Source organism: Variovorax sp. S12S4, from assembly GCF_023195515.1.
Taxonomy (GTDB): domain Bacteria; phylum Pseudomonadota; class Gammaproteobacteria; order Burkholderiales; family Burkholderiaceae_C; genus Variovorax.
Genome location: NZ_JALPKR020000002.1, coordinates 4,679,430 through 4,703,009 on the forward strand (window position 1 = coordinate 4,679,430; position 23,580 = coordinate 4,703,009).

Here is a 23,580-nt window from a genome sequence, read left to right on the forward strand (position 1 = left end):
ACCCTCAAGAAACCCCGGAGAACTCCATGAACAAGCGTTTTCGTTTCCCGTTCGGCTCATTCGTCTCGTTCGCGTGCCTTGCCGCCGGCTTGGCGGGCATCGTGCCTGCGGCCCATGCGCAGGACGCTTATCCGTCCAAGCCGATCCGCATGGTGGTGCCGTTCCCGCCGGGCGGCAGCATCGACATGACGGCGCGCCTGGTTGGCCAGAAGCTCTCGACGGCCCTGGGCCAGCCCGTGCTGGTGGACAACCGTCCCGGTGCCAGCGGCAACATCGGCATGGACTACGTCGCCAAGGCGCCCAAGGACGGCTACACCTTGTTGATGGTGCACACCGGCCTGGCTTCCAACGCGCACATGTTCGCCAAGCTGGCCTACGACCCGATCAAGGACCTGGCGCCCGTGATCCGCGTGGCCGACCAGCCCAACGTGCTCATCATGAATCCCAAGTGGTCGTTCAAGAATGTCAGCGAGCTGGTGGCCTACGCCAAGGCCAACCCCGGCAAGCTCAGCGTCGGCACCTCGGGCGTGGGCGGCCCGCAGGACGTGGCCGCGCGCCGCTTCATGCGCATGACCGGCACCGATCTGCTCAACGTCGCCTACAAGGGCGGGGCGCCCGCGCTGTCCGACCTGATCGGCGGCCAGATCGACCTGATGTTCGAAACCTCGCCCACCGCGGTGCCCTATGCCAAGAGCGGCAAGCTGAAGGCGCTGGCGGTCACGGGCGACAAGCGCGTTCCAACCTTGCCCGAGGTGCCGACGGTGGCCGAGTCCGGCGTGCCGGGCTACAGGTTCATGGGCTGGGTCGGCCTGGTGGCACCGGCCGGAACCCCGGCACCGATCATCGCCAAGCTAAACGAGCAAGTGCAGGCGCTGCTCAAGAATGCCGACACGCAGAAGCAGCTCGCCGATCTCAGCCTCGAAGTCATCGGTGGCTCAGCGCCAGACTTCACGGGCTTCGTGCGCAAGGAGTCGGACGACTACGCCCGGTTCGTGAAAGACTTCGACATCACGCCGCAATAAAAAAAGCCCCGCGACTGCGGGGCTTTTTTTCTGATGCGATGGCCGAAGGCTTACTCGATCTTGGCCTTCGCGCGCAGCTCTTCCTGGTACTTCTGCAGGCGTTGCTGCTGCAACTGCTGCGTGATCTGCGGCTGCACTTCTTCCATCTTCGGCAGTTGTGCCTGGCGGATGTCGTCCACGCGGATGATGTGATAGCCGAACTGCGTCTTGACGGGCGTGGCCGTGGTCTCGCCCTTCTTGAGCTTGATCATCGCTTCCGAGAATTCGGGCACGAAGCTGGACGGGTTGGCCCAGTCGAGGTCGCCGCCGTTGGCGCCCGAACCCGGGTCCTTGCTCTGCTTCTTGGCGATGTCTTCGAACTTGGCGCCCTTCTTCAGGTCGGCCATGATCTTCTTGGCCTGGTCTTCGGTCTCGACCAGGATGTGGCGGGCCTTGAATTCCTTGCCGCCATTAGCCGCCACGAACTTGTCGTACTCGGCCTTGACGTCGGCTTCCGACACGGCGTTGGTCTTGCGGTAGTTCTCGAACAGCGCACGGATCAGGATGGCCTGGCGGGCGAGCTCGAGCTGGTTCTTGTAGTCGTCGGTGGCGTCGAGACCCTGCTTTTGCGCTTCCTGCATGAACACTTCGCGCGCAACGACTTCCTCGCGCAGCTGGCCCTGCATTTCCGGCGTGACCGGCCGGCCGGCTGCCGCCAGTTGCTGCGCCAGCACGTCCATGCGCGCCTTGGGCACGGGCTTGCCGTTGACGATGGCTGCGTTCTGCGCCACTGCCGCCAGGGGAATCGCACCGAGCAGCGCTGCGGCCGCAACGGCCGTCAAGAGTTGTTTTTTCATGGAATGAATATCAGGCTGGATGGGAAATGCGCGTGTAGAAAAAAGCGCGTGGAAAAAGCGGGAAAGGCGAAAGAACGAAAAGGGAAATGAGGAGGGCGGAGCCGCCGCGGCGAAAGCCGCGTGGCACTTGATCGACCCGTTGGTCGACCGAACGACTCAGAGCACCTCGATGGCGATGGCGTGCAGACCCTGCGCGATAAAAACTTGGAGGGCATCATACACAAGGCGATGGCGCGCCACGCGGGGCTTCCCTTCGAACAGTGGGGAGGCAATGCGAACCCGGAAATGGGTGCCGTAGCCCTCGGCGTTGGCGCCCGCATGGCCGGCGTGGGCGCTGCTCTCGTCGATCACCTCCAGCACGGTGGGCTGCAGCTTCTGGCGCAGCACCGCCTCCAGCGCATTTGCCGTCGGCAGCGGGTAGGTAGCGGCGGTGCTCATGCCGTGGGCTCGTCGCTCTTGAGGTGCGGCGAGATGTACAGGCCCTGCGCCACCAGGAAGACGATGGGGAACACATAGCCCCAGAGCTTGAAGTTGACCCAGGCCTCGGTGGTGAAGTACGCCGCCACGTAGGCATTGATGAGTGCCATGAAAAGGCAGTAGCCGATCCACGCCACATTCAGGCGGCTCCAGATGCGGTCGGGCAACTGCAACTGCGAGCCCAGCAGCATTTTCAGGAAGTTCTTCTTCAGCGCCCAGAGCGCCACCGCCAGCGCCACGGCCATAGCGCCGTAGAGCACCGTGGGCTTCCACTTGATGAAGCGGTCGTCATGCAGCACCAGCGTGAGCGTGCCGAACAGCAGGATCAGCACCAGCGTGGCCTTCTGCATGGCCTGCAGCTTGCGCTCGGTGGCATAGATGATGCCCATCTGCACCACGGTGGCGCCCATGAGCACGGCGGTGGCGGTGTAGATGTCGCCCAGCTTGTAGGCGCCGAAGAACAGCAGGATCGGAAAGAAGTCGAGGAGCAGTTTCATGCGCTGGGCGGGAGCCTGTGGTGGTTTGGTTATTTCTTCTGGAAATCGAGCGAAGCCGAGTTCATGCAGTAGCGCAAGCCGGTCTCGGTCGGGCCATCGGGGAACACGTGGCCCAGGTGGGCGCCGCAGTTCGCGCAAACGTTTTCAGTGCGCACCATGCCGTGCGAACGGTCGACAATGTTCTTGATGGCGCCCGGCACGGCTTCTTCCGAGAAACTGGGCCAGCCGCAACCCGCGTCGAACTTGGTCGATGCCTCGAACAGCTTGGCGCCGCAGCAGATGCAGTGGTAGGTGCCGTCTTCCCAGTGCGCCTCGTACTTGCCGGTAAAGGGGCGCTCGGTGGCCGCGTGGCGCGTCACTTCGAAGGCCGCGGGCTCCGCGCCTTTTTCAGCGAGCAGTGCTTTCCATTCGGCATCGGTTTTCTGGATGGGTGCGGTCATGATGAGCAGCTGATTTCGATCGTGGAAGCCCAGTCGGGCGGGAAGCCGGCGTAAGCGTCGGCACCGGGATGTTCTTCAAATGGGGTTTCGAGCAGGTTCAGCAAGGTTGCCACACCCAGGAAGTCCTTCTGCGCAGCCGCTTCGATGGCTTGCTGGCCCAGGTGGTTCCGCAGCACGAATCTGGGGTTGGATTTGAGCATCAAATCGGCAGCTTCCGAGCGTTGGCCCGGCGCCGACGCCTTTGCATGCCGCTCCGAAAAAGATAGCAACCAGGCATCGAAACCGGCGCGGTCCAGGAAGAGGTCGCGGACGGGTTCGGCGTTGCCGTCCGCCATGTGCTGCGAAAGGCGGCGCCAGAAGATCGTGTAGTCGACCTTTTCGGCGGCCAGCAGCTTCAGCACACCCTCGATGAGCGCACGGTCGCCCTCGGCCGAATCGCCGAGCCCGAGCTTGGCGCGCATGCGGCCCTCGAATTCGCGCGGAAACACTGTCTTGTAGGACTCCAGCGCGGCCACGGCGACTTCCTGGTCGACGATCAATGGCAGCAGCGCCTGCGCCAGGCAGAACAGGTTCCAGTAGGCCACGTTGGGCTGCTGGTTGAAGGCGTAGCGCCCGCTGGTGTCGCTGTGGTTGCAGATGTGGCGCGGATCGAAGCCGTCCAGGAACTGGAACGGGCCATAGTCGATGGTGAGCCCCAAGATGCTCATGTTGTCGGTGTTCATCACGCCATGGCAAAAGCCGACGGCCTGCCACTGCGCCAGCAGCGCGGCGGTGCGCTCGCTCACGGCTTCCAGGAAAGCCGCGTAGGCGTTGCCGCCGAAGCGGTCGGTCGTGCGGCACGCCGGGTAGTAGCGGTCGATGACGTAATCGGCCAGCGCACGCAGTTCAGCATCGCGCTGGTTGGCCGCAAAGTGCTCGAAATGGCCAAAGCGGATGAAGCTGGGCGCCACGCGGGTCACGACGGCCGCGCTCTCGGGCTCTTCGCGGTACACGCGCGCGTCAGAACCGGTGACGCATAAGGCACGCGTCGTGGGAATGCCAAGGCCGTGCATTGCTTCGCTGCAAAGGAATTCGCGGATGCTGGAGCGCAGCACGGCGCGGCCATCGCCGCCGCGCGAGTAGGGCGTGCGGCCCGCGCCCTTGAGCTGCACCTCGAGGCCGCCCTCGGTTTCGCCGAGCATGATCGCGCGGCCATCGCCAAGCTGCCCGGCCCACACGCCGAACTGGTGGCCGCTGTACACGGTGGCGAAAGGCTGGGTGCCGGCGACGGGCAGGCTGCCGGTCAGGGCCGCCAGCGTGCTGTCCGATTGCCGCCAATCAGCCGGCAAACCCAGCAAGCCGGCCACCGCGTCGCTGTGGCCGACCCAGTAGGGATCGGGCAGCGGCGTCGGCCGCAGTTCGGTAAGAAAGGCGGGGCCCAGTGCCCGGAACCCAGGTTTCCAGCGCACCCCCAGGTCGGTGGCGGCCGTGTCTTCAGCAAGCAAGCTCATGCCCGGATTGTCCGGCAGAGCATGAGACCCCTTGCGGCGCGGGCCATCGGCAAACGCGAGATCCGCTCAAGCCTCCTCAGTGGGCAAGCGCCGGCGTGTCCCAGATGCGCGCCCGGTACTGGGCGGGCGGCAGCCTGAACCAGCGTTTGCACGCGCGAAAGAAGTTGCTGCTGTCCACAAAGCCGAGCATGTCGGCCACGTCGGTGAGGGTGTGGCGGTCTTCGGCCAGGTACTGCTGCGCCAGCTCGCGGCGGGTGCGGTCGAGCAGCGACTGGAACGACACCGACTCTTCCTGCAGCCGCCGCTGCAGCGTGCGCTCCGCCAGCCCAAGGCCCGCGGCCACGTCCTGCCGGCGTGGCTCGCCATGGGGCAGCCGGCGCGCGATTTCGGCGCACACCAGGGTGCTGGTGGTGGTCTGGCCCAGCAGGTTCAGCTGCTCGTCCAGCAGGTGCTCCTGCATCTCGCCCAGGGTGGGGTGGTAGGTGGGCAGCGGCATGGACAAGTCAGCCGTCGACAGCAGCAGGCGGTTGGCCGGCGCGTTGTAGCGAATCGGGCAGCCGAAGGCTTCGCGGTGCAGGCGGTCGTCGGCAGGCGGTGGGTAGACGAACTCGAGGGCCAACGGCTGCAGCTCGCGCCGGGTGAGCCACTGGCACTGCATGAAAACGGTGAGCAGTGCGTACTCGACGCGCTGGCGCGGAATCGGCAGGCTGCCGCCGGTGTGCTCCATCACCATCCAGGCGCCGCGCGCGTCGGGCTGCATCGAGAAGGCGGTTGCATCCGAAATCACGGCCATGTAGCGCGTGAGCCGGTTGAGCGCCTCGCTCAGATCGGCGCTGCACGACATGGCGTGTCCCACCGTGCCGAGCTTGCTGTGCGTCGCGGCAAGGTCGCGGTGCAGGCCCAGCGTGGGCTTGCCGGCACGCGCCACGGCCAACTGCCACAGCACGGAGACTTCGTCGACCGGGATGCGCGCGTTCTGCCGGTGCAGCGAATCGGGGTCGAAGCCGGCTTCGCGCAGCAGCGAGACCACGTCCAGGCCCTCGGCCGCAAACATCGAGAGCACGCCTTCGAGCCACGCGGCCGAACTGGTTCGAAGTTCCGGCTGCGCTGCGCAGCCCGGCCGGCGTTGCGGGCGGCGCTGGGCATGCGGCATGGAGGCTCCTGAAGTCATTGAATTGGCTCGCTTGCGATAGCGGGGAAAACGCAGCCGGTTCCTAGAATTTTCTGGCGGATCCAGCCCGGCGGAGTATGGCGGGCGGACACCGATGGAGTCATTCCGATTAACCCGGTGTGGAGACAAACAATGAACACGGCAGAGACAACGGAAGTCCGGGGCGCAAGGCTGCAGAACGCGGCAAGAACCGCGGCGCAAGCGGTAGCGGTCACAGCCTGCATCGCGCTTTCCGCTTGCGGCGGCGGATCCGGCGGCGGTTTCTCGTTCACCCCGACCGCTCCCGCGGCGCCGCCGCCTCCACCCGCCGATGGGCCGATGGTGCGCACGACCACCGCCGGCAAGATCGAGGGCGTGGACGACAGCGCCAAGACGGGCACCTGGTTCTGGAAGGGCGTTCCGTTCGCCCAGCCGCCGGTCGGCGCGCTGCGCTGGCGCGCGCCGGTCGAGCCTGAAGCCTGGAGCGGCATCCGGCAGGCCACGCAATTCGGCAGTTCGTGCCTGCAGATCGGCCGGCTCTTCAGCCCCGGCACCAACAACACCTTCGACGCGACCGTCGGCACCAACCTGGGCAAGCCGGTCGGCAGCGAAGACTGCCTGTTCGTCAACATCTGGCGCCCGGCCACCGAAGAGAAAAACCTGCCCGTGCTGCTGTTCGTGCACGGCGGCAGCAATATCTCGGGCTACACGGCCGATCCGCTGTACGACGGCGCGGCGCTGGCGAAGGCTGTCAACGCGGTGGTCATCACCACCAGCTACCGCCTGGGCATTCTCGGCTTCATCAACATGCCGCAATTGCGCCCGGGCGGCACGGCGGGCGACGATTCGGGCAACTTTGCGCTGCTGGACATCATGGCGGCGCTGCGCTTCATCCGGGGCAATGCCGCGAGCTTTGGCGGCGACGCGGCCAACGTCACGCTCTCGGGCGAGTCGGCCGGCGCCACCAACCTGCTGGCGGTCATGACCTCGCCCATGGCCAAGGGGCTGTTCCACAAGGCCTTCGAGATGAGCGGCGGCATTTCGCTTGCGAGCAACCTGCCTGCGCAGACGCTCCCGACGCTGGCGCCTGCGTCGGCCTCGCTCGCGCAGGGCCAGGCGATCCTGGAGAGACTGCTCGTTGCCGACGGCACCGTGGCTGATGCCGCCGCGGCCAAGACCTACATCGCCACCCGCACGCCGGCGCAAATTGCCGACTACATGAGGGCGCAGGAGGGCGGGGCACTGCTCACCAAGGTGGTTGCCGCCGGGCTGGGCTCGGTCGCCCCCATTCCGGACGGCACGGTGCTGCCGGTCGATCCGATCGGCGCCATTGCGGCCGACCAGTACAACAAGGTGCCCATGCTCGCGGGCAATACGCGCGACGAGGGCAAGCTCTTCGCCTCGCTGCTGGGCACCATCGGCTTTCCGAAGCCGGGCTGGATCGTGACCGATGCGCAGCGCTTCTCGATGATGTTCAGTTTCGACCCCGACGCGCCGTCCGCGCTCACCGTGGCCGACATCATCGATGCGTCCTACCTTCCGGTAGACACGCCGGGCACGGGCTACAACGCGGCCACCGACGTCATCACCCAAGGGCTTTTCGGCGCGAGCCGAGACAACCTGCTCAATACGATGAAGACGCGCCAGTCGAACATCTGGCACTACCGCCTTGACTGGGCGCAGGAGGCACCGCCGTGGAACGACGTGTACGGCGCGGCGCACGCATTCGACCTGCCATTCGTCTTCGGCAACTTCAGCGGCTCGCTGCTCAGCAACGTGATGGGCGGCAGGACCAACCAGCCCGGCCGGCTCGCGCTTTCCAGCGTCGTGATGGCGAGCGTGGGTGCCTTCCTACGCAAGGGCGATCCGAACACGCCCGAGCTCGGCGTCACCTGGGGGACATGGCCTTCGCAGCTGCTGCTCGACGCAACGCCCACGGCCGCCAGAATCACGCCGGTGAACGCACCTTGATGAGGCGCTTCGTTCCATTCAGCAGTGCGGGTTTGTGTCATTGTGGAAGCGGCCGAAGCTTGCGTGAATCTGTGCTTTGCAAGCTTTCATGAAGTCATTTCCTTTAGGAGTCCGTAGATGCTGGGTTTGATGCAAGACCAACCGCTTTTGATCTCGTCGCTGATCGAGTTCGTCGAGCGCCACAACGGCGATGGCGAGATCGTCTCGCGCCGGGTAGAGGGCGACATCCACCGCACGACGTGGGGCGGCATCGCATCGCGTGCGCGGCAGGTGGCCAACGCGCTGGACGGCGAGCAGCTGCTGTTCAGCGACCGCATCGCCACGCTGGCCTGGAACGGCTACCGCCACCTGGAGCTGTACTACGGGGTGAGCGGCAGCGGCCGCGTGCTGCACACCATCAACCCGCGCCTGCACCCCGACCAGATCGCATGGATCGCCAACCACGCCGAAGACCAGATCCTGTGCTTCGACCTGAGCTTTCTGCCGCTGGTGCAGGCTGTGCATGCCAAGTGCACCACCATCCGGAAATGGATTGCACTGTGTGATGCCGACAAGCTCCCCGCAGACAGCGGCATTCCCAACCTCGTGAGCTACGAAGGCTGGATGGGCGAGCAGCCCACCGCGTACGACTGGCCCACCTTCGACGAGAACTCGGCCTCGAGCATGTGCTACACGAGCGGCACCACGGGCAACCCCAAGGCCGCGCTCTACAGCCACCGTTCGACCATGCTGCACGCCTACGCCGCGGCGCTGCCCGACGTGATGCGCCTTTCGGCGCAAGACTCCGTGCTGCCGGTGGTGCCCATGTTCCACGTCAATGCGTGGGGCATTCCGTACTCGGCCGCGCTGGTGGGCTGCAAGGTGGTGTTCCCTGGCCCGGCGCTGGACGGCAAGTCGGTGTTCGAGTTGATCGAATCCGAAGGCGTGACCTTCGCGGCCGGCGTGCCTACCGTGTGGCAGATGATGCTGGGCCACATGCAGGCCAACAGCCTGAAGTTCAGCAAGCTCAACCGCACCGTCATCGGCGGCTCGGCCTGCCCGCCGGCCATGATCACGGCGTTCCAGGAGAAGTACAACGTCGAGGTGCTGCATGCCTGGGGCATGACCGAGATGAGCCCGCTCGGCACGCTGTGCACGCTCAAGAACAAGCACCTGTCGCTGCCGCCCGATGCACAGCTGCAAATCCGCATGAAGCAAGGCCGCGCCATCTTCGGCGTCGACATGAAGATCGTCGACGGCAATGGCAAGGAGCTGCCCTGGGACGGCAAGGCCTTCGGCGATCTGCTGGTCAAGGGGCCGTGGATCGTGAAGGAGTACTTCAAGGGCGAAGGCGGCGACCCGCTCGTTCGCGACGAGCAGGGCCGCGGCTGGTTCCCCACCGGCGACGTTGCCACCATCGACGCCGAGGGCTACCTGCAGATCACCGACCGCAGCAAGGACGTGATCAAGTCCGGCGGCGAATGGATCAGCTCCATCGAGATCGAGAACATCGCCGTTGCGCATCCGGCCGTGGCCATGGCGGCCTGCATCGGCGTGTATCACCCCAAGTGGGACGAGCGGCCGATCATCGCGGTGGTCAAGAAGCCCAACGCGGAGGTCGCGCGCGAAGAGCTGCTGAAGTTCTACGAAGGCAAGACTGCCAAGTGGCAGGTGCCGGACGACGTGGTGTTCGTCGACGCCATTCCGCTCGGTGCCACCGGAAAGATCCTCAAGACCCGTCTGCGGGAAATGCTGAAGGACTACAAGCTGCCGACCGCCTGACGCACCGCCCTGACCCACCGCACTGTCGCGCACGCGATAGCAAGGCCGCTTCGGCGGCCTTCCTTCCGGGCAATCCCTGTGCGGCGAAGAAAAGGGCGCTTGTACGCTGGCATCCCGCCTCATACCCGCCATTCATCCAGGAGACTCTTCATGCAATTTGCCATCAAGTCCGTAGCTGCTTGCGCCATGCTGGTGAGCGCCGCGGCCGCATTCGCCCAGAAGGGCGAGACGGTCAAGATCGCCTGGCTGGACCCGCTCTCGGGGCTGATGGCCGCGGTTGGCACCAACCAGCTCAAGACCACGCAGTTCCTGGCTGAAGAGTTCAACAAGAAGAATGCCTCGGGCGTGAAGTTCGAGATCATTGCCATCGACAACAAACTGAGCCCGCAGGAGACCACCGCCGCGTTGCGCTCCGCGCAGGACCAGGGCGCGCGCTACATCACCCAGGGCAACGGCTCAGGGCCGGCGCTGGCAATCATCGACGCCATCGAGAAGAACAACGCACGCAACCCGGGCAAGGAACTGCTCTACCTGAACTATGCGGCGGTCGACCCCGACCTCACCAACAGCAAGTGCAGCTACTGGCACTTTCGCCTGGACGCCGACACCTCCATGAAGATGGAGGCGCTGACCACCTGGATGAAGGACCAGACCGACATCAAGAAGGTCTACATCCTCGGCCAGAACTACGCGCACGGCGTGCAGGTGTCCAAGTTCGCCAAGGAGAACCTCAAGACCAAGCGCCCCGACATTCAGATCGTGGGCGACGACCTGCATCCGCTCGCGCAGGTGCGCGACTTCTCGCCGTACATCGCCAAGATCAAGGCCTCGGGCGCGGACACCGTCATTACCGGCAACTGGGGCTCCGACCTGTCGCTGCTCATCAAGGCGGCGAACGACTCCGGCCTGGACGTCAAGTTCCTCACCTACTACGCATTCGGCACCGGCACCCCGACGGCCATGGGCGCCACCTCGGCCGGCAAGATCTACACGGTGGCCTATGGCCACTACAACATGGGCGGCGAGATCCAGAAGCTGCTCGCCGGCTACAAGAAGAAGATGAACGACGACCTGACGCAATCGTCGATCTATCACACGTTCGCGCTGCTCGATGCCGCCTTCGTGCAGACCAAGTCGACCGATCCGGTCAAGGTGGCGGCCGCGCTCGAGGGCATGAAGATCAAGAGCTTCAACGGCGAGGTCGAGATGCGCAAGGCCGACCACCAGCTGCAGCAGGGCCTCTACATCTCGCGCTGGGAGAAAGCCAGCGCCAAGTTCCTTATGACGCCGAGAACACCGGCTACACCAATGTTCCCGTGAAGTACTACGAGTCGTATGTGGCCAGCACGCCGACGACCTGCCAGATGAAGCGCCCTTGAGCGTCTTTGTGAACGCATTTCCTACTCGTGGGTAGAAGACATCTACCCGTGGGTAGCAATTGGAGAAATGCGCTGTCGCCTGTGCGATAGAAACGGGCCTTTGCGGCCGCCCCCTCCGGGCATTCCCTGAGGGGAGGGTCAGTGAACGCTTGTACGCTCGTGCAAGGCTTTTTGATTCGGTTTGACCAGGAGATATAGATCGTGAAGTTCGCTCTGAAAATCGCTACCGCAGCCATCCTTGCCGCAAGCGCCACCGGCGCCCTGGCCCAGAAGGGTGAAACCGTCAAAATCGCGTGGCTCGACCCGCTCTCGGGCCTGATGGCCGCGGTCGGCACCAACCAGCTCAAGACCTTCCAGTTCCTCGCCGAAGAATTCAACAAGAAGAACGCGGCCGGCGTGAAGTTCGAGATCATCGGCATCGACAACAAGCTCAGCCCGCAAGAAACCACCGCCGCGCTGCGCTCCGCCATGGACCAGGGCGCGCGCTACGTGGTGCAGGGCAACGGCTCGGGCCCCGCGCTCGCCATCATCGACGCGCTCGAAAAGCACAACGCCCGCAACCCGGGCAAGGAAGTGCTGTACATCAACTACGCGGCCGTCGACCCTGACCTCACCAACAGCAAGTGCAGCTACTGGCACTTCCGCCTCGATGCCGACACCTCCATGAAGATGGAAGCGCTGACCACCTTCATGAAGGACCAGCCGGACATCAAGAAGGTCTACCTCATCAACCAGAACTACTCGCACGGCCAGCAGGTGTCCAAGTTCGCAAAGGACAACCTCAAGGCTAAGCGCCCCGACGTCGAAGTGGTCGGCGACGACCTGCACCCGCTGGCCCAGGTGCGCGACTTCTCGCCCTACATCGCCAAGATCAAGGCTTCGGGTGCCGACACCGTCATTACCGGCAACTGGGGCTCCGACCTGGCGCTGCTCATCAAGTCGGCCAATGACTCGGGCCTGAACGTCAAGTTCTACACCTACTACGCGGTGACCAACGGCACGCCAACCGCCATGGGCGCGGCCTCCGACGGCAAGGTCTACCAGGTGGGCTACAGCCACTACAACGCGCCGGGCCCGGTTCAGCCGCTCATGAACGAGTTCAAGAAGCGCTTCAACGACGACATGTACACCACCGACATCTACACGGTGTACGCCATGCTGAGCGAAGCCTTCGTGCGCACCAAGTCGACCGAGCCCGTCAAGGTGGCGGCCGCAATGGAAGGCATGAAGTTCAAGAGCTTCAACGGCGACGTCGAAATGCGCAAGGCAGACCACCAGCTGCAGCAGGGCCTGTGGATCACGCGCTGGCAGAAGGCCGACGCCAAGAACCCGTACAGCCCGGAAAACACTGGCTACACGCTGGCACCGGTGAAGTACTACGAGGCCTATGTCTCGAGCACGCCCACGTCGTGCCAGATGAAGCGGCCCGGCGGCGCCTCGTGACCGCTTCGGTCGCCTGACCGGTCGAGGCCCGACTTCAACACTCGGGCCTCTTTCTTTTTTCACGCATCCGAAAGACCGATGAACGTCGAATTCTTCGTCATCTCGCTGCTCAACGGCGTCAGCTACGGCCTGCTGTTGTTCATGCTGAGCTCTGGCCTTACGCTGATCTTCAGCATGATGGGCGTGCTCAATTTTGCGCACGCCAGCTTCTACATGCTTGGCGCCTACATCGCCTACACGCTGTCGGGCATCATCGGCTTCTGGCCGGCGCTGTTCATTGCGCCGCTGCTGGTGGGCCTTCTGGGCGCCGCATTCGAGCGCTACAGCCTGCGCCGGGTCCACAAGTTCGGCCACGTGCCCGAGCTTTTGGTGACCTTCGGCCTGTCTTACCTCATCCTCGAAGTGGTGCAGCTGGCCTGGGGCCGCTCGACCGTGCCCTACGGCCTGCCGCCGCAACTGCAGGGGCCGCTCTTTTCGCTGTACGGCACGCAATTTCCGAAGTCCCGCTCGTTCATCATGCTGGTGGCGGTGCTCATGCTCATCTCGGTGTGGCTGCTGCTCACGCGCACCCGCATCGGCCTTGTCATCCAGGCGGCGCTCAAGCACCCCGACATGGTCGAGGCGCTGGGCCACAACGTGCCGCGCGTGTTCATGCTGGTGTTCGGCGGCGGCGCCGCGCTCGCGGGCCTGGCGGGCGTGGTCGGCGGCAACACCTACGTGACCGAGCCTGCAATGGCGGCCTCGGTCGGCTCGATCATCTTCGTGGTGGTGGTGGTCGGCGGCATGGGGTCGCTGGCGGGGGCTTTCCTCGCGTCGCTCCTCATCGGCATCATCCAGACCTTTGCGGTGGCCATGGACCAGTCGCTGGCCACGGGCCTGCGCGCCATCGGCGTTGCCGTGACAGACCAGACCTTCGGCTACGAGCTGCTCAAGCTCACGATCTCGCAGGTTGCGCCGATCCTGCCGTACCTGTTCCTGGTGCTGATCCTCATCTTCAGGCCCAAGGGTCTTCTTGGAACCCGGGAGGACTGACGCCATGACCGCAGCAACCACATCCACCACCCAGAACGAGCAGGGCGTGCAGAACGAGCAGGACCACAGGGTACGCAAAAAATGCAGTACTACCGCTTCAAGCCCTGGAACATCGGCCGCTACCTGGTCTGGACGCTTTTTGCCATCGTGCTGATCGTCTCGCCGCTCCTGTTCAAGAGCAGCCTGGCACTCACGATGCTCTCGCAGATGGGCTACCTCATCATCATCTGCCTGAGCTACAACATCCTGCTGGGGCAGGGCGGCATGCTGAGCTTCGGCCACGCGGTCTATGTCGGCCTGGGCTCGTTCCTTGCCATCCACGCAATGAACATGGGTGCCAAGGGCGGCCTGCAGATTCCGCTGGTGCTCATCCCGCTGGTGGGCGGCCTGGCCGGCATGTTCTTCGCCGTGATCTTCGGCTTTGTGACCACCAAGAAGTCGGGCACCACCTTCGCGATGATCACCATGGGCATCGGCGAGCTCGTGGCCTCCATGGCGCTGATGTTCCCGAGCTTCTTCGGCGGCGAGGGCGGCATCACCACCGACCGCGTCTACGGCCCGACCTTCTTCGGCTTCAACTTCGGTCCGCAGATCCAGGTGTACTACCTGATCGCCGCGTACTGCTTCGTTTGCACAGGGCTGATGTATGCCTTTACCGGCACGCCGCTCGGCCGCATGCTGAACGCGGTGCGCGACAACCCGGAACGCGTGGAGTTCATCGGCTACAACACGCAGCGCGTGCGCTACTTCGCCTTCATCATCGCGGGCTTCTTCGCCGGCATCGGCGGAGGACTGGCTTCGATCAACTTCGAGATCGTGAACGCGGCCGACAGCCTCAACGCCATTCGCTCGGGCGGCTACCTGCTGTTCACCTTCCTCGGCGGCGCGGTGTTCTTCTTCGGGCCGATCATCGGTGCGGTGCTGCTGGTGTTCGCGTCGATCCTTTTGTCCGAACTGTCGAAGGCCTGGCAGCTGTACTTCGGCCTGGTGTTCGTGTTCATGGTCATGTTCGCGCCCGGCGGCATTGCAAGCCTGGTGATGATGAACCTGCGCGTTGCCAAGTTCGGCAAGTTCGACCGCTTCTGGCTGCTGTACCTCGCGCTCGCCGTGGCGCTGGTGCCTGTGGTCATCGGCGCGGCTGCGCTCATCGAAATGATCTATCACATCCAGCTGAACGCAGCGATGGGACCCACGCTCAACTTCTTCGGCGTGGCGCTCGACACCGCGGGCGTGGGCAGCTGGCTCGGCGCCCTGGCCATCCTGGCCGTCGGCCTGGGTGGGCTGGAGGTGGCGCGGCGCCGCTTTGTGCGCGTCTGGGGGCGTGCGCAGGAAGAAATCGAAGCAGAAATCAAGCGTCGGGAGGCGGCGTAATGAGCGCGCAACATGCACTGGAACTGAAGTCGCTACGCAAGAATTTCGGCAAGACCGAGATCATCCGCGGCGTCGACCTCGCGGTGAACGCCGGCGAGCGCGTGGCCATCATCGGCCCCAACGGAGCGGGCAAGTCGACGCTGTTCAACCTGATCAGCGGCCGCCTTGCGCCCACCAGCGGCGAGGTGCTGCTGAACGGCCAGCGCATCGATGGAAAGAAGCCTTACGAGATCAACCGGCGGGGCCTTTCGCGCAGCTTCCAGATCACCAACATCTTCCCGAAGCTGAGCGTGTTCGAGAACCTGCGCTGCGGCGTGCTGTGGAGCCTGGGCTACAAGTACACCTTTCTGCGCTTTCTCTCCAACCTGGACGATGCCAATGCGCGCACTGAAGAGCTCATCAAGCAGATCGGCCTGGAGCGCAAGCGCGACGTGCAGGCGGTGAACCTCACCTACGCCGAACAGCGCGCACTTGAAATCGGCGTGACCATTGCGGGCGGCGCCAACGTCATTCTGCTGGACGAGCCCACGGCGGGCATGAGCAAGACCGAGACCTCGCATTTCATCTCGCTCATCAAGCACGTCACCGTCGGCAAGACGCTGCTGACGGTCGAGCACGACATGGGCGTGGTCTTCGGCCTTGCCGACAAGATTGCGGTGGTGGTGTACGGCGAAGTCATCGCCTTCGACACGCCCGCTGCCGTTCGCGCCAATGCGCGCGTGCAAGAGGCTTACCTTGGCTCGGCCGTTGCCGATGCGCAAAGCCAGGGCCAGGGACACTGACACATGCTGAAGCTTCACGACATTCACGCCTACTACGGCAAGAGCCATGTGCTGCATGGCGTTTCCTTCGAGGTTGGCGCCGGCGAAATCGTCGCGCTGCTGGGGCGCAACGGCTCGGGCCGCTCGACCACCGCCAAGGCCATCATGGGCCTGGTGCATGCCGAAGGCACGCTGCGCTGGAAGGACCAGGACGTCCTTCGCAAGAAGGCCTACGAAATTGCCCACCTGGGTATTGGCTACGTGCCCGAGAACCGCGACATCTTTCCCAAGCTCACGGTGCACCAGAACCTGCTGCTCGGGCAAAAGGGTTCGGGCAAGGGCAGCCGCTGGTCCTTCGACGACATGTACAGCATGTTCCCCCGGCTGAAGGAACGCCAGCACACCGAGGCCGGCGTGCTTTCGGGCGGCGAGCAGCAGATGCTCACGCTGTGCCGCACGCTCATGGGCGACCCCGACCTCATCATCATCGACGAGCCGACCGAAGGCCTTGCGCCGAAGATCGTCGAGCTGGTGGGGCAGTACCTGAAGACGCTCAAGGACAAGGGCATTTCGGTGCTGCTGATCGAGCAGAAGCTCACCATTGCCATGCAGATCTCCGACCGTGCGCTGGTCATGGGCCACGGCAGCATCGTGTTCGACGGCACACCCGATAGCCTGCGCGCCGACGCCACCACTCGCAAAGAGTGGCTCGAGGTCTGAAGAAGCCCTCCGAGGATCCGGGCCGCGCCCCGGATCCTCTTGTCCCAACAGCGACTGCGTGCCATTGTTGAGCCACGCGAAACGCCTAGAATCCCTCGAAAAAGAACACTCGTGCTTTTTCTTCTTTTTCTTCACACACCAAGGAACGCAGCATGACGGCTGAATACAAAGTGCTCGGCGATGTCGCCGTGATCACACTGACCAACCCGCCGGTCAACGGTCTCGGTTTTTCGACCCGCATCGGCATCACCGATGGCCTGTCGAAAGCCAATGCCGACGACGCCGTCAAGGCCATCGTCATCACCGGCGCCGGCAAGGCGTTCTCGGGCGGCGCGGACATCAAGGAGTTCGGCACGCCCAAGGCGCTGCAAGAGCCCAACCTGCTGAGCGTGATCCTCTCGCTCGAGGCTTCGCCCAAGCCCATCGTCGCTGCCATTCATTCGGTGTGCATGGGCGGCGGCCTCGAGCTGGCGCTGGGCTGCCACTACCGCGTGGCGGCTCCCGGCACCAGCATTGCGCTGCCCGAAGTCAAGCTGGGCCTCATTCCGGGCGCTGGCGGCACGCAGCGCCTGCCGCGCGTGCTGGGTGTGGAAACCGCGCTCAACATGATCGTGAGCGGCGAGCCGGTCAAGAGCGAACTGCTCGCCAGCCTGCCGGGCCAGAAACTGTTCGACAAGCTCGCAGCTTCGCCCGAATCGGTGTTCGAAGAAGCCGTGGCCTTTGCCAAGAGCGTGGCCGGCAAGACCGGCGACGCATTGCCGCTGGTGCGCAACCTGCCGTGCAAGCATCCGCAAGGCGATGCGTACTTTCAGTTCGCCAAGAACATGGTCGGCGGCATGTCGAAGAACTACCCCGCGCCGCTGCAGTGCGTGGAGGCCGTGCAGGCCGCCACCAAGATGAAGTTCGACGCGGGCATGGCTGAAGAGCGCCGCATCTTCACGTCGCTGATGTTCACGCCCGAGTCGCTCGCGCTGCGCCACCTGTTCATGGCTGAGCGTGCAGCCTCCAAGATTCCCGACGTGGCCGACGACACGCCCAAGCGCGAAGTCAAATCGGTCGGCGTGATCGGCGCCGGCACCATGGGCGGCGGCATTTCGATGAACTTTTTGAACGCGGGCATCCCCGTCAAGATTCTCGAGATGAAGCAGGAAGCGCTCGACCGCGGCATTGCCACCATCAAGAAGAACTACGAATCGCAGATCAAGAAGGGCAAGCTCAAGCAGGACAAGTACGAGCAGCGCATGGCGCTCCTGAGCACCACGCTGAGCTACGACGACCTGAAGGACGCCGACCTGATCATCGAAGCCGTGTTCGAAGAACTCGGCGTGAAGGAGAAGGTGTTCAAGGAGCTCGACCGCGTCGCCAAGAAGGGCGCGATCCTGGCTTCGAACACCTCCACGCTCGACGTCGACAAGATCGCATCGTTCACCGAGCGTCCGCAGGAGGTGGTCGGCATGCACTTCTTCAGCCCCGCCAACGTGATGAAGCTGCTCGAAGTGGTGCGCGGCAAGCAAACGGGCAAGGATGTTCTGGCCACCGTCATGGACATCGGCAAGAAGATCAAGAAGACGGCGGTGGTCTCGGGCGTGTGCGACGGCTTCATCGGCAACCGCATGATCGAGCAGTACTCGCGCCAGGCGGGCTTTCTGCTCGACGAAGGCGCCACGCCGCAGCAGGTCGACAAGGCCATCGAGAAGTTCGGCTTTGCCATGGGCCCGTTCCGCATGGGCGACCTGGCCGGCAACGACATCGGCTGGGCAATTCGCAAGCGCCGCGCGGTGGAGCATCCGAACATGAAGTACAGCCGCACGGCAGACAAGCTGTGCGAACTGGGCCGCTTCGGCCAGAAGACCGGGGCAGGGTGGTACGACTACCAGGCCGGCAAGCGCGATGCGATTCCTTCGGACCTGGTCAACAAGATGATCGAAGACCACCGCAAGGAACTGGGCATCACGCCGCGCAAGATTTCGGATGAAGAAATCGTGCAGCGCCTGGTGTATGCGCTGGTCAATGAAGGCGCACACATCCTCGAGGACGGCATTGCCTCGAAGGCGGGCGACATCGACATGGTGTACCTCACCGGCTATGGCTTCCCGATCTGGCGCGGCGGCCCGATGCACTACGCGTCGCAGGTCGGCCTCTACAACGTGGCCGAAACCATGAAGCGCTTTGCCAAGAACCCGCGCGACGACGCCGAGTTCTGGCAGCCCGCGCCGCTGATCCAGAAGCTGGTGGCCGAAGGCAAGTCCTTCAGCTGATACGGGAAGCCTGGCCGCCCATGTTGAAACGCATCTTTGCCGGATTGCTGCTGGTGCTTGTGGTGCTGGTGGCAGCCGTGGCGGTCAAGACCTGGCGCACGCCTTCGCAGCAACTGGCGGTGGCGCCCGCTCCCAAGCTCGAGATGGACGTGCAGGCCGCCGCCAGGCGGCTGGCCGGCGCGATTCCGATCCGGACCATTTCCAGCCTTGACGATCCGGCCGCCAACCTGGCCGAGTTCGACAAGCTGCACGCCTACCTGGAGCAGCAGTTTCCCAAGGTCCACGCCACCCTGAAGAAGGAAGTGGTGGGCCAGAAGGCGCTGCTCTACACATGGGTCGGCACCGACGCGGCGGCCAAACCCATCGCGCTGATGGCGCACCAGGACATGGTGCCGATCGCACCGGGCACCGAGAAGGCATGGTCCGTGGACCCCTTCGCCGGCGAGATCAAGGACGGCTTCGTCTGGGGCCGTGGCACGCTCGACAACAAGAGCAACCTGTTCGCTCAGATGGAAGCCATCGAGCTGCTGATTGCTAGCGGCTTCAAGCCCAGGCAAACCGTCTACCTCGTGATGGGCGACGACGAAGAGGTGAGCGGCCTGCGCGGTGCGCGGCCGATTGCCGAACTGCTCAAGTCGCGCAATGTGCGCCTCGATTGGGTGCTCGACGAAGGCTTGCTCATCCTTGACGGCGTGCTGCCCGGCCTTTCGAAGCCGGCTGCGCTCATCGGCCTGGCCGAGAAGGGCTACGGCACCTTCTTTCTTTCGCTCGACACGGCCCCCGGCCATTCGTCGATGCCGCCGCAGCACAGCGCGATCGGCAGCATGAGCGCAGCGCTTGCCCGGCTGGAAGCCAACCCGATGCCCGGCGCGATCAAGGGCGTGGCGGCGCAGATGTTCGGCGCGCTCGCGCCCGAGATGGGCGGCGTCAACCGCGTGATGCTTTCCAACCTGTGGCTCACAGAGCCGCTGGTGCGCAGCCAGCTCCAGAAGAGCCCGAGCAGCAACGCGATGCTGCGCACGACCACGGCGCTCACCATCGTGCGCGCAGGCAACAAGGACAACGTGCTGCCCGGCCGGGCCGAGGCGGCGGTCAACTTCCGCATCCTGCCGGGCGACACGATCGACAGCGTGGAAGCGCACTTGCGCAAGGCGCTCGGCAACGACGAGATCAAGATCAAGCGCTATCCGGGCAACTCCGAGCCTTCGCCCGTGTCGCCGACCGACAGCACCGGCTACCGTGCCATCCAGCAGGCGGTGCGCCAGTCGTTCCCCGACGTGGTGGTGGCGCCCGGCCTCATGACGGCCGCCACCGATTCGCGCCACTTCAGCCTTGTGAGCGACGCCGTCTACCGCTTTTCGCCATTTCGCATGAAGAGCGAAGACCTCGGGCGCTTCCACGGCAACAACGAGCGCCTAGCCATCTCCAACTACGGCGAGATGATCGGCTTCTATCACCAGCTCCTGCGCAACACCAACGCTGCGCCGGCGCAATGACGACCACGACTTCTTTTCCCTTCCATCTTCAAAGGACCTCACCATGACCAGCGCCGTCATCGTTTCCACTGCCCGCACGCCGCTCGCCAAGAGCTGGAAGGGTGCCTTCAACATGACGCACGGCGCCACGCTCGGCGGCCATGCGGTGCAGCACGCCATCTCGCGCGCCGGTATCGAAGCCGCCGAAGTCGACGACGTGATCATGGGCTGCGCAACGCCCGAAGGCGCCACCGGCTCCAACATCGCACGCCAGATCGCGCTGCGCGCCGGCTGCCCCGTGACCACCTCGGGCATGACCATCAACCGCTTCTGCTCGTCGGGCCTGCAGACCATTGCCACCGCCGCCCAGCGCATCATTGCGGGCGAGGGCGACGTGTACGTGGCCGGCGGCGTCGAGAGCATCTCGTGCGTGCAGAACGAAGCCAACAAGCACATGCTGGCCGACCCCTGGCTGGTAAAGCACAAGCCCGAGATCTACTGGAACATGCTGCAGACTGCCGAGCAGGTTGCCAAGCGCTACAACATCGGCCGCGACGCCATGGACGAATACGGCGCGGCCAGCCAGCAGAAGGCCACCGCCGCGCTCGAAGCCGGTCGCTTCAAGGACGAGATCGCGCCCATCACCGTGCTGGCCGGCGTGGCCGATCCCGTGCTGGGCCTGCGCACCAAGGAAGTCACGGTCGAGAACGACGAAGGCATTCGCCCCGGCACCACCAAGGAAGGCATCAGCGGCATCCGCCCGGCACTGCCCGGTGGTCTCATCTCGGCCGGCAATGCCAGCCAGTTTTCCGACGGCGGCGGCGCCTGCGTGGTGGTCGACGAGAAGTACGCCCAGCAAAAGGGCCTGAAGCCGCTGGGCCGCTTCCTCGGCTTTGCTGTGGCCGGCTGCGAACCCGACGAAATGGGCATCGGCCCGGTTTTCGCGATTCCGAAGGTGCTCAAGCGCCTCGGCCTCACGGTCAACGACATCGACCTGTGGGAACTGAACGAAGCCTTTGCCGTGCAGGTGATCTACTGCCGCGACAAGCTCGGCATTCCGGGCGACCGCCTGAACGTGGACGGCGGCGCCATCGCCGTGGGCCACCCCTACGGCGTGAGCGGACAGCGCCTCACGGGCCACGCGCTCATCGAAGGCAAGCGCCGCGGCGCGAAGAAGGTGCTGGTGACCATGTGCATCGGCGGCGGCATGGGCGCCGCAGGCGTATTTGAAGTTCTCTGACTCTCCTCCGGCTGGCGGCGCGTAGCGCGTCGCCGCCTTCGCCAACCCCGTTCAGGGGCGACACCGGCGGCCCGGCTGAGCCGGTTCCGCGGTGTTCCTGGCACAGAACCCGCGCATCCATTCACACCGAGATCCGATCATGAGCCTGCGTCCCACCCTCGACTTCCTGCTCTACGACTGGCTCGACGCGGAAGCGCTGAGCCAGCGCGAGCGCTTTTCAGACCATTCGCGCGAAACCTTCGACGCGGTGCTCGACACCTGCGAACGCATCGCGCGCGAAAAGTACGCGCCGGCCAATCGCATCGTCGACACGCAGGAGCCGCACTTCGACGGCGAGAAGGTCGTCTTGCCGCAGGCCACGCACGATGCGCACAAGGCTTTTGTCGAATCCGGAATGATGAGCGCGGCGCAGGACTACGATATCGGCGGCATGCAGCTGCCCTACACGCTGCAGGCCGCGGCCAACAGTTTTTTCGCAATGGCATCGGTGAGCATCGGCTCCAACATGCTCACGAGCGGCAACGCCAACCTGCTGATGGTGCACGGCACCGAGATGCAGAAAGAGGTGTTCGCCAAGAACGAATTTTCGGGCCGCTGGGCGGGCACCATGTGCCTGTCGGAGCCGCAGGCCGGCTCGTCGCTGAGCGACGTGGCTACGCGCGCCGCGCCCGATGGTGACGACTATCAGAATGATCCGCTCGGGCCGCGCTACCGGCTCACGGGCAACAAGATGTGGATCTCGGCAGGCGACCACGAGCTGACCGAGAACATCGTGCATATCGTGCTTGCCAAGATTCCGGACGAGAACGGCAAGCTGGTGCCGGGCACGCGCGGCATCTCGCTGTTCATCGTGCCCAAGCGCATGGTGAACACAAAGGGCGAACTGACCGGCGAGCGCAACGACGTGGCGCTCGCAGGGCTCAACCACAAGCTCGGCTGGCGCGGCACCACCAACACGCTGCTGAATTTCGGGGAGGGCAAGTACCCGGTCGGCGGCAAGGCGGGCGCGGTGGGCTACCTCGTCGGCGAGCCGGGCAAGGGCCTGCACTGCATGTTCCACATGATGAACGAGGCGCGCATCGGGGTCGGCACGGCCGCCACCATGCTCGGCATGGCCGGCTACTACGCCTCGCTCGAATATGCGAAGACCCGGCCGCAGGGCCGGCTCGTGAAAAAAGCCGAACAGCCCGGCACCGCAGTCGCAAAAGATTCGGCCAGCCCGCAGGTGCGCATCATCGAGCACGCCGACGTGCGCCGCATGCTGCTCGCGCAGAAGGCGTATTGCGAAGGCGCCCTGGCGCTGGAGCTGTACTGCGCCCGTCTGGTCGACGAGCAGAAAACAGGCAACGCGCAGGCCGCGGACGACGCGCGCCTGTTGCTCGAGGTGCTCACGCCCATTGCCAAGAGCTGGCCCAGCGAATGGTGCCTCGAAGCCAACTCGCTGGCCATTCAGGTGCACGGCGGCTACGGATACACGCGCGACTTTCCGGTGGAGCAATACTGGCGCGACAACCGTCTGAACATGATCCACGAGGGCACGCACGGCATCCAGGCGGCCGACCTGCTGGGCCGCAAGGTGCTGACGGAAAAAGGCCGTGGCCTGCAGCTGCTGGCCGGCCGCATCACCGACACCATCGGCCGCGCGGCCGATGTGCCGGCGCTCGCGGCGCATGCCAAGACCCTGAAGGTGGCCTTGCAGCGCATCGGCAGCGCGACCGAGGCTGCCTGGTCCACCGGCGACCCGGCCGATGCGCTGGCCAATGCGGTGCCATACATGCAGGCGTTCGGCCACACCGTGCTGGCCTGGATCTGGCTGGACGTGGCTCGGCGGGCACTCGAGATCGACGCACAAAAGGCGAGGGCGGTAACAGCTGGCAAGATTGGAGCCACGGACTATTTCTTCCACTACGAGCTGCCGAAAATCGGCGCCTGGCTCAACGTGGTCGAAAGCCGGGATCCCACCTGTACAGCATTGCCAGAGGAAGCTTTTTGATAATGGCCAACGCCGCCCCAAACAACAACACCCCCAACCCCGCCAAGCCACCCAAGCCGCACGCGCGGCTGGAAAAGTGGATATGGATCCTGATCTACGGCGGCCTGTTTCTCGTGATCCTGGGCATTGCCACCGGCCGCACCGAGCCGGCACTCGGCTGGTCGATGGCCGTGCCCGGCGCGGTGGTCGCGCTTGTGGGCGTCGTGCTCATCTACGTGCGCTCGCGCCTGGGCGACAAGTAGCACGCATCTCTTCTGAACATCC

The 23,580-nt window shown here is 64.6% G+C and carries 19 protein-coding genes and 1 pseudogene; 14 read left to right on the plus strand and 6 right to left on the minus strand.

Features of this window, described 5'->3' with window-relative positions; genetic code table 11:
- The first annotated feature begins 26 nt into the window (after positions 1–26).
- Positions 27–1,022, plus strand: a complete 996-nt coding sequence (locus M0765_RS22980) for a Bug family tripartite tricarboxylate transporter substrate binding protein (protein WP_258506087.1) — start codon at positions 27–29, stop codon at positions 1,020–1,022.
- Between the two features lie 50 nt (positions 1,023–1,072).
- Here the strand turns inward: M0765_RS22980 and M0765_RS22985 are convergent, their stop codons facing one another.
- The 6 genes from M0765_RS22985 to M0765_RS23010 all read right to left on the minus strand — a co-directional run bounded on the left by M0765_RS22985 (position 1,073) and on the right by M0765_RS23010 (position 5,915).
- Complete coding sequence (locus tag M0765_RS22985; RefSeq protein WP_258506089.1) at positions 1,073–1,858, minus strand: peptidylprolyl isomerase; 786 nt, start codon at positions 1,856–1,858, stop codon at positions 1,073–1,075.
- 156 nt (positions 1,859–2,014) lie between these two features.
- The gene (locus M0765_RS22990; RefSeq protein WP_258506091.1) at positions 2,015–2,296 is read right to left on the minus strand and encodes a BolA family protein; all 282 of its coding nucleotides are present in this window, start codon (positions 2,294–2,296) and stop codon (positions 2,015–2,017) included.
- Positions 2,293–2,832, minus strand: coding sequence for a septation protein A (locus tag M0765_RS22995; protein WP_126746384.1), 540 nt, complete (start codon positions 2,830–2,832; stop codon positions 2,293–2,295). Before M0765_RS22995 ends, M0765_RS22990 begins: the two co-directional genes overlap by 4 nt.
- A 29-nt stretch (positions 2,833–2,861) precedes the next feature.
- Complete coding sequence (gene msrB, locus M0765_RS23000; protein WP_126746383.1) at positions 2,862–3,272, minus strand: peptide-methionine (R)-S-oxide reductase MsrB; 411 nt, start codon at positions 3,270–3,272, stop codon at positions 2,862–2,864.
- A complete protein-coding gene (locus M0765_RS23005; RefSeq protein ID WP_258506092.1) occupies positions 3,269–4,762 on the minus strand; it encodes a protein adenylyltransferase SelO in 1,494 nt (497 codons plus the stop codon). Before M0765_RS23005 ends, msrB begins: the two co-directional genes overlap by 4 nt.
- A gap of 76 nt (positions 4,763–4,838) precedes the next feature.
- The gene (locus M0765_RS23010) at positions 4,839–5,915 is read right to left on the minus strand and encodes an AraC family transcriptional regulator (protein WP_258508396.1); all 1,077 of its coding nucleotides are present in this window, start codon (positions 5,913–5,915) and stop codon (positions 4,839–4,841) included.
- 150 nt (positions 5,916–6,065) lie between these two features.
- Between M0765_RS23010 and M0765_RS23015 the strand changes: the two genes are divergently transcribed.
- From M0765_RS23015 to M0765_RS23075, 13 genes and pseudogenes are all read left to right on the plus strand, one after another.
- Positions 6,066–7,883: a carboxylesterase/lipase family protein gene (locus M0765_RS23015; protein WP_258506094.1), complete on the plus strand. Its 1,818-nt coding sequence runs from the start codon at positions 6,066–6,068 to the stop codon at positions 7,881–7,883.
- A 117-nt stretch (positions 7,884–8,000) separates the two neighbouring features.
- Complete coding sequence (locus M0765_RS23020) at positions 8,001–9,644, plus strand: 3-(methylthio)propionyl-CoA ligase (protein ID WP_258506095.1); 1,644 nt, start codon at positions 8,001–8,003, stop codon at positions 9,642–9,644.
- A gap of 150 nt (positions 9,645–9,794) precedes the next feature.
- A pseudogene (locus tag M0765_RS23025) lies at positions 9,795–11,023 on the plus strand (branched-chain amino acid ABC transporter substrate-binding protein).
- A gap of 201 nt (positions 11,024–11,224) precedes the next feature.
- On the plus strand, positions 11,225–12,466 hold the full coding sequence (locus M0765_RS23030) for a branched-chain amino acid ABC transporter substrate-binding protein (RefSeq protein ID WP_126746377.1): 1,242 nt from the start codon (positions 11,225–11,227) through the stop codon (positions 12,464–12,466).
- Positions 12,467–12,544: 78 nt separating this feature from the next.
- Positions 12,545–13,498: a branched-chain amino acid ABC transporter permease gene (locus tag M0765_RS23035; protein ID WP_258506096.1), complete on the plus strand. Its 954-nt coding sequence runs from the start codon at positions 12,545–12,547 to the stop codon at positions 13,496–13,498.
- A gap of 81 nt (positions 13,499–13,579) precedes the next feature.
- On the plus strand, positions 13,580–14,869 hold the full coding sequence (locus M0765_RS23040) for a branched-chain amino acid ABC transporter permease (RefSeq protein ID WP_258506097.1): 1,290 nt from the start codon (positions 13,580–13,582) through the stop codon (positions 14,867–14,869).
- Entirely contained in the window at positions 14,869–15,651 is a 783-nt protein-coding gene (locus tag M0765_RS23045; protein WP_258506098.1) for an ABC transporter ATP-binding protein, read from the plus strand. Before M0765_RS23040 ends, M0765_RS23045 begins: the two co-directional genes overlap by 1 nt.
- Before the next feature lie 3 nt (positions 15,652–15,654).
- Entirely contained in the window at positions 15,655–16,350 is a 696-nt protein-coding gene (locus tag M0765_RS23050) for an ABC transporter ATP-binding protein (RefSeq protein WP_258506099.1), read from the plus strand.
- 152 nt (positions 16,351–16,502) lie between these two features.
- Positions 16,503–18,608 carry a 3-hydroxyacyl-CoA dehydrogenase NAD-binding domain-containing protein gene (locus M0765_RS23055; RefSeq protein ID WP_258506101.1) on the plus strand — a complete coding sequence of 702 codons (2,106 nt, stop codon included), beginning with the start codon at positions 16,503–16,505 and terminating at the stop codon, positions 18,606–18,608.
- A gap of 20 nt (positions 18,609–18,628) precedes the next feature.
- Positions 18,629–20,104: a M20 family peptidase gene (locus tag M0765_RS23060; protein WP_258506103.1), complete on the plus strand. Its 1,476-nt coding sequence runs from the start codon at positions 18,629–18,631 to the stop codon at positions 20,102–20,104.
- A gap of 43 nt (positions 20,105–20,147) precedes the next feature.
- Complete coding sequence (locus M0765_RS23065) at positions 20,148–21,323, plus strand: acetyl-CoA C-acyltransferase (protein ID WP_258506104.1); 1,176 nt, start codon at positions 20,148–20,150, stop codon at positions 21,321–21,323.
- 139 nt (positions 21,324–21,462) lie between these two features.
- Positions 21,463–23,316 (plus strand): acyl-CoA dehydrogenase, encoded by a 1,854-nt coding sequence (locus M0765_RS23070; RefSeq protein ID WP_258506105.1) that lies wholly within the window; start codon positions 21,463–21,465, stop codon positions 23,314–23,316.
- 2 nt (positions 23,317–23,318) lie between these two features.
- The gene (locus tag M0765_RS23075; RefSeq protein WP_258506106.1) at positions 23,319–23,558 is read left to right on the plus strand and encodes a hypothetical protein; all 240 of its coding nucleotides are present in this window, start codon (positions 23,319–23,321) and stop codon (positions 23,556–23,558) included.
- The last annotated feature ends 22 nt before the right edge of the window (positions 23,559–23,580 follow it).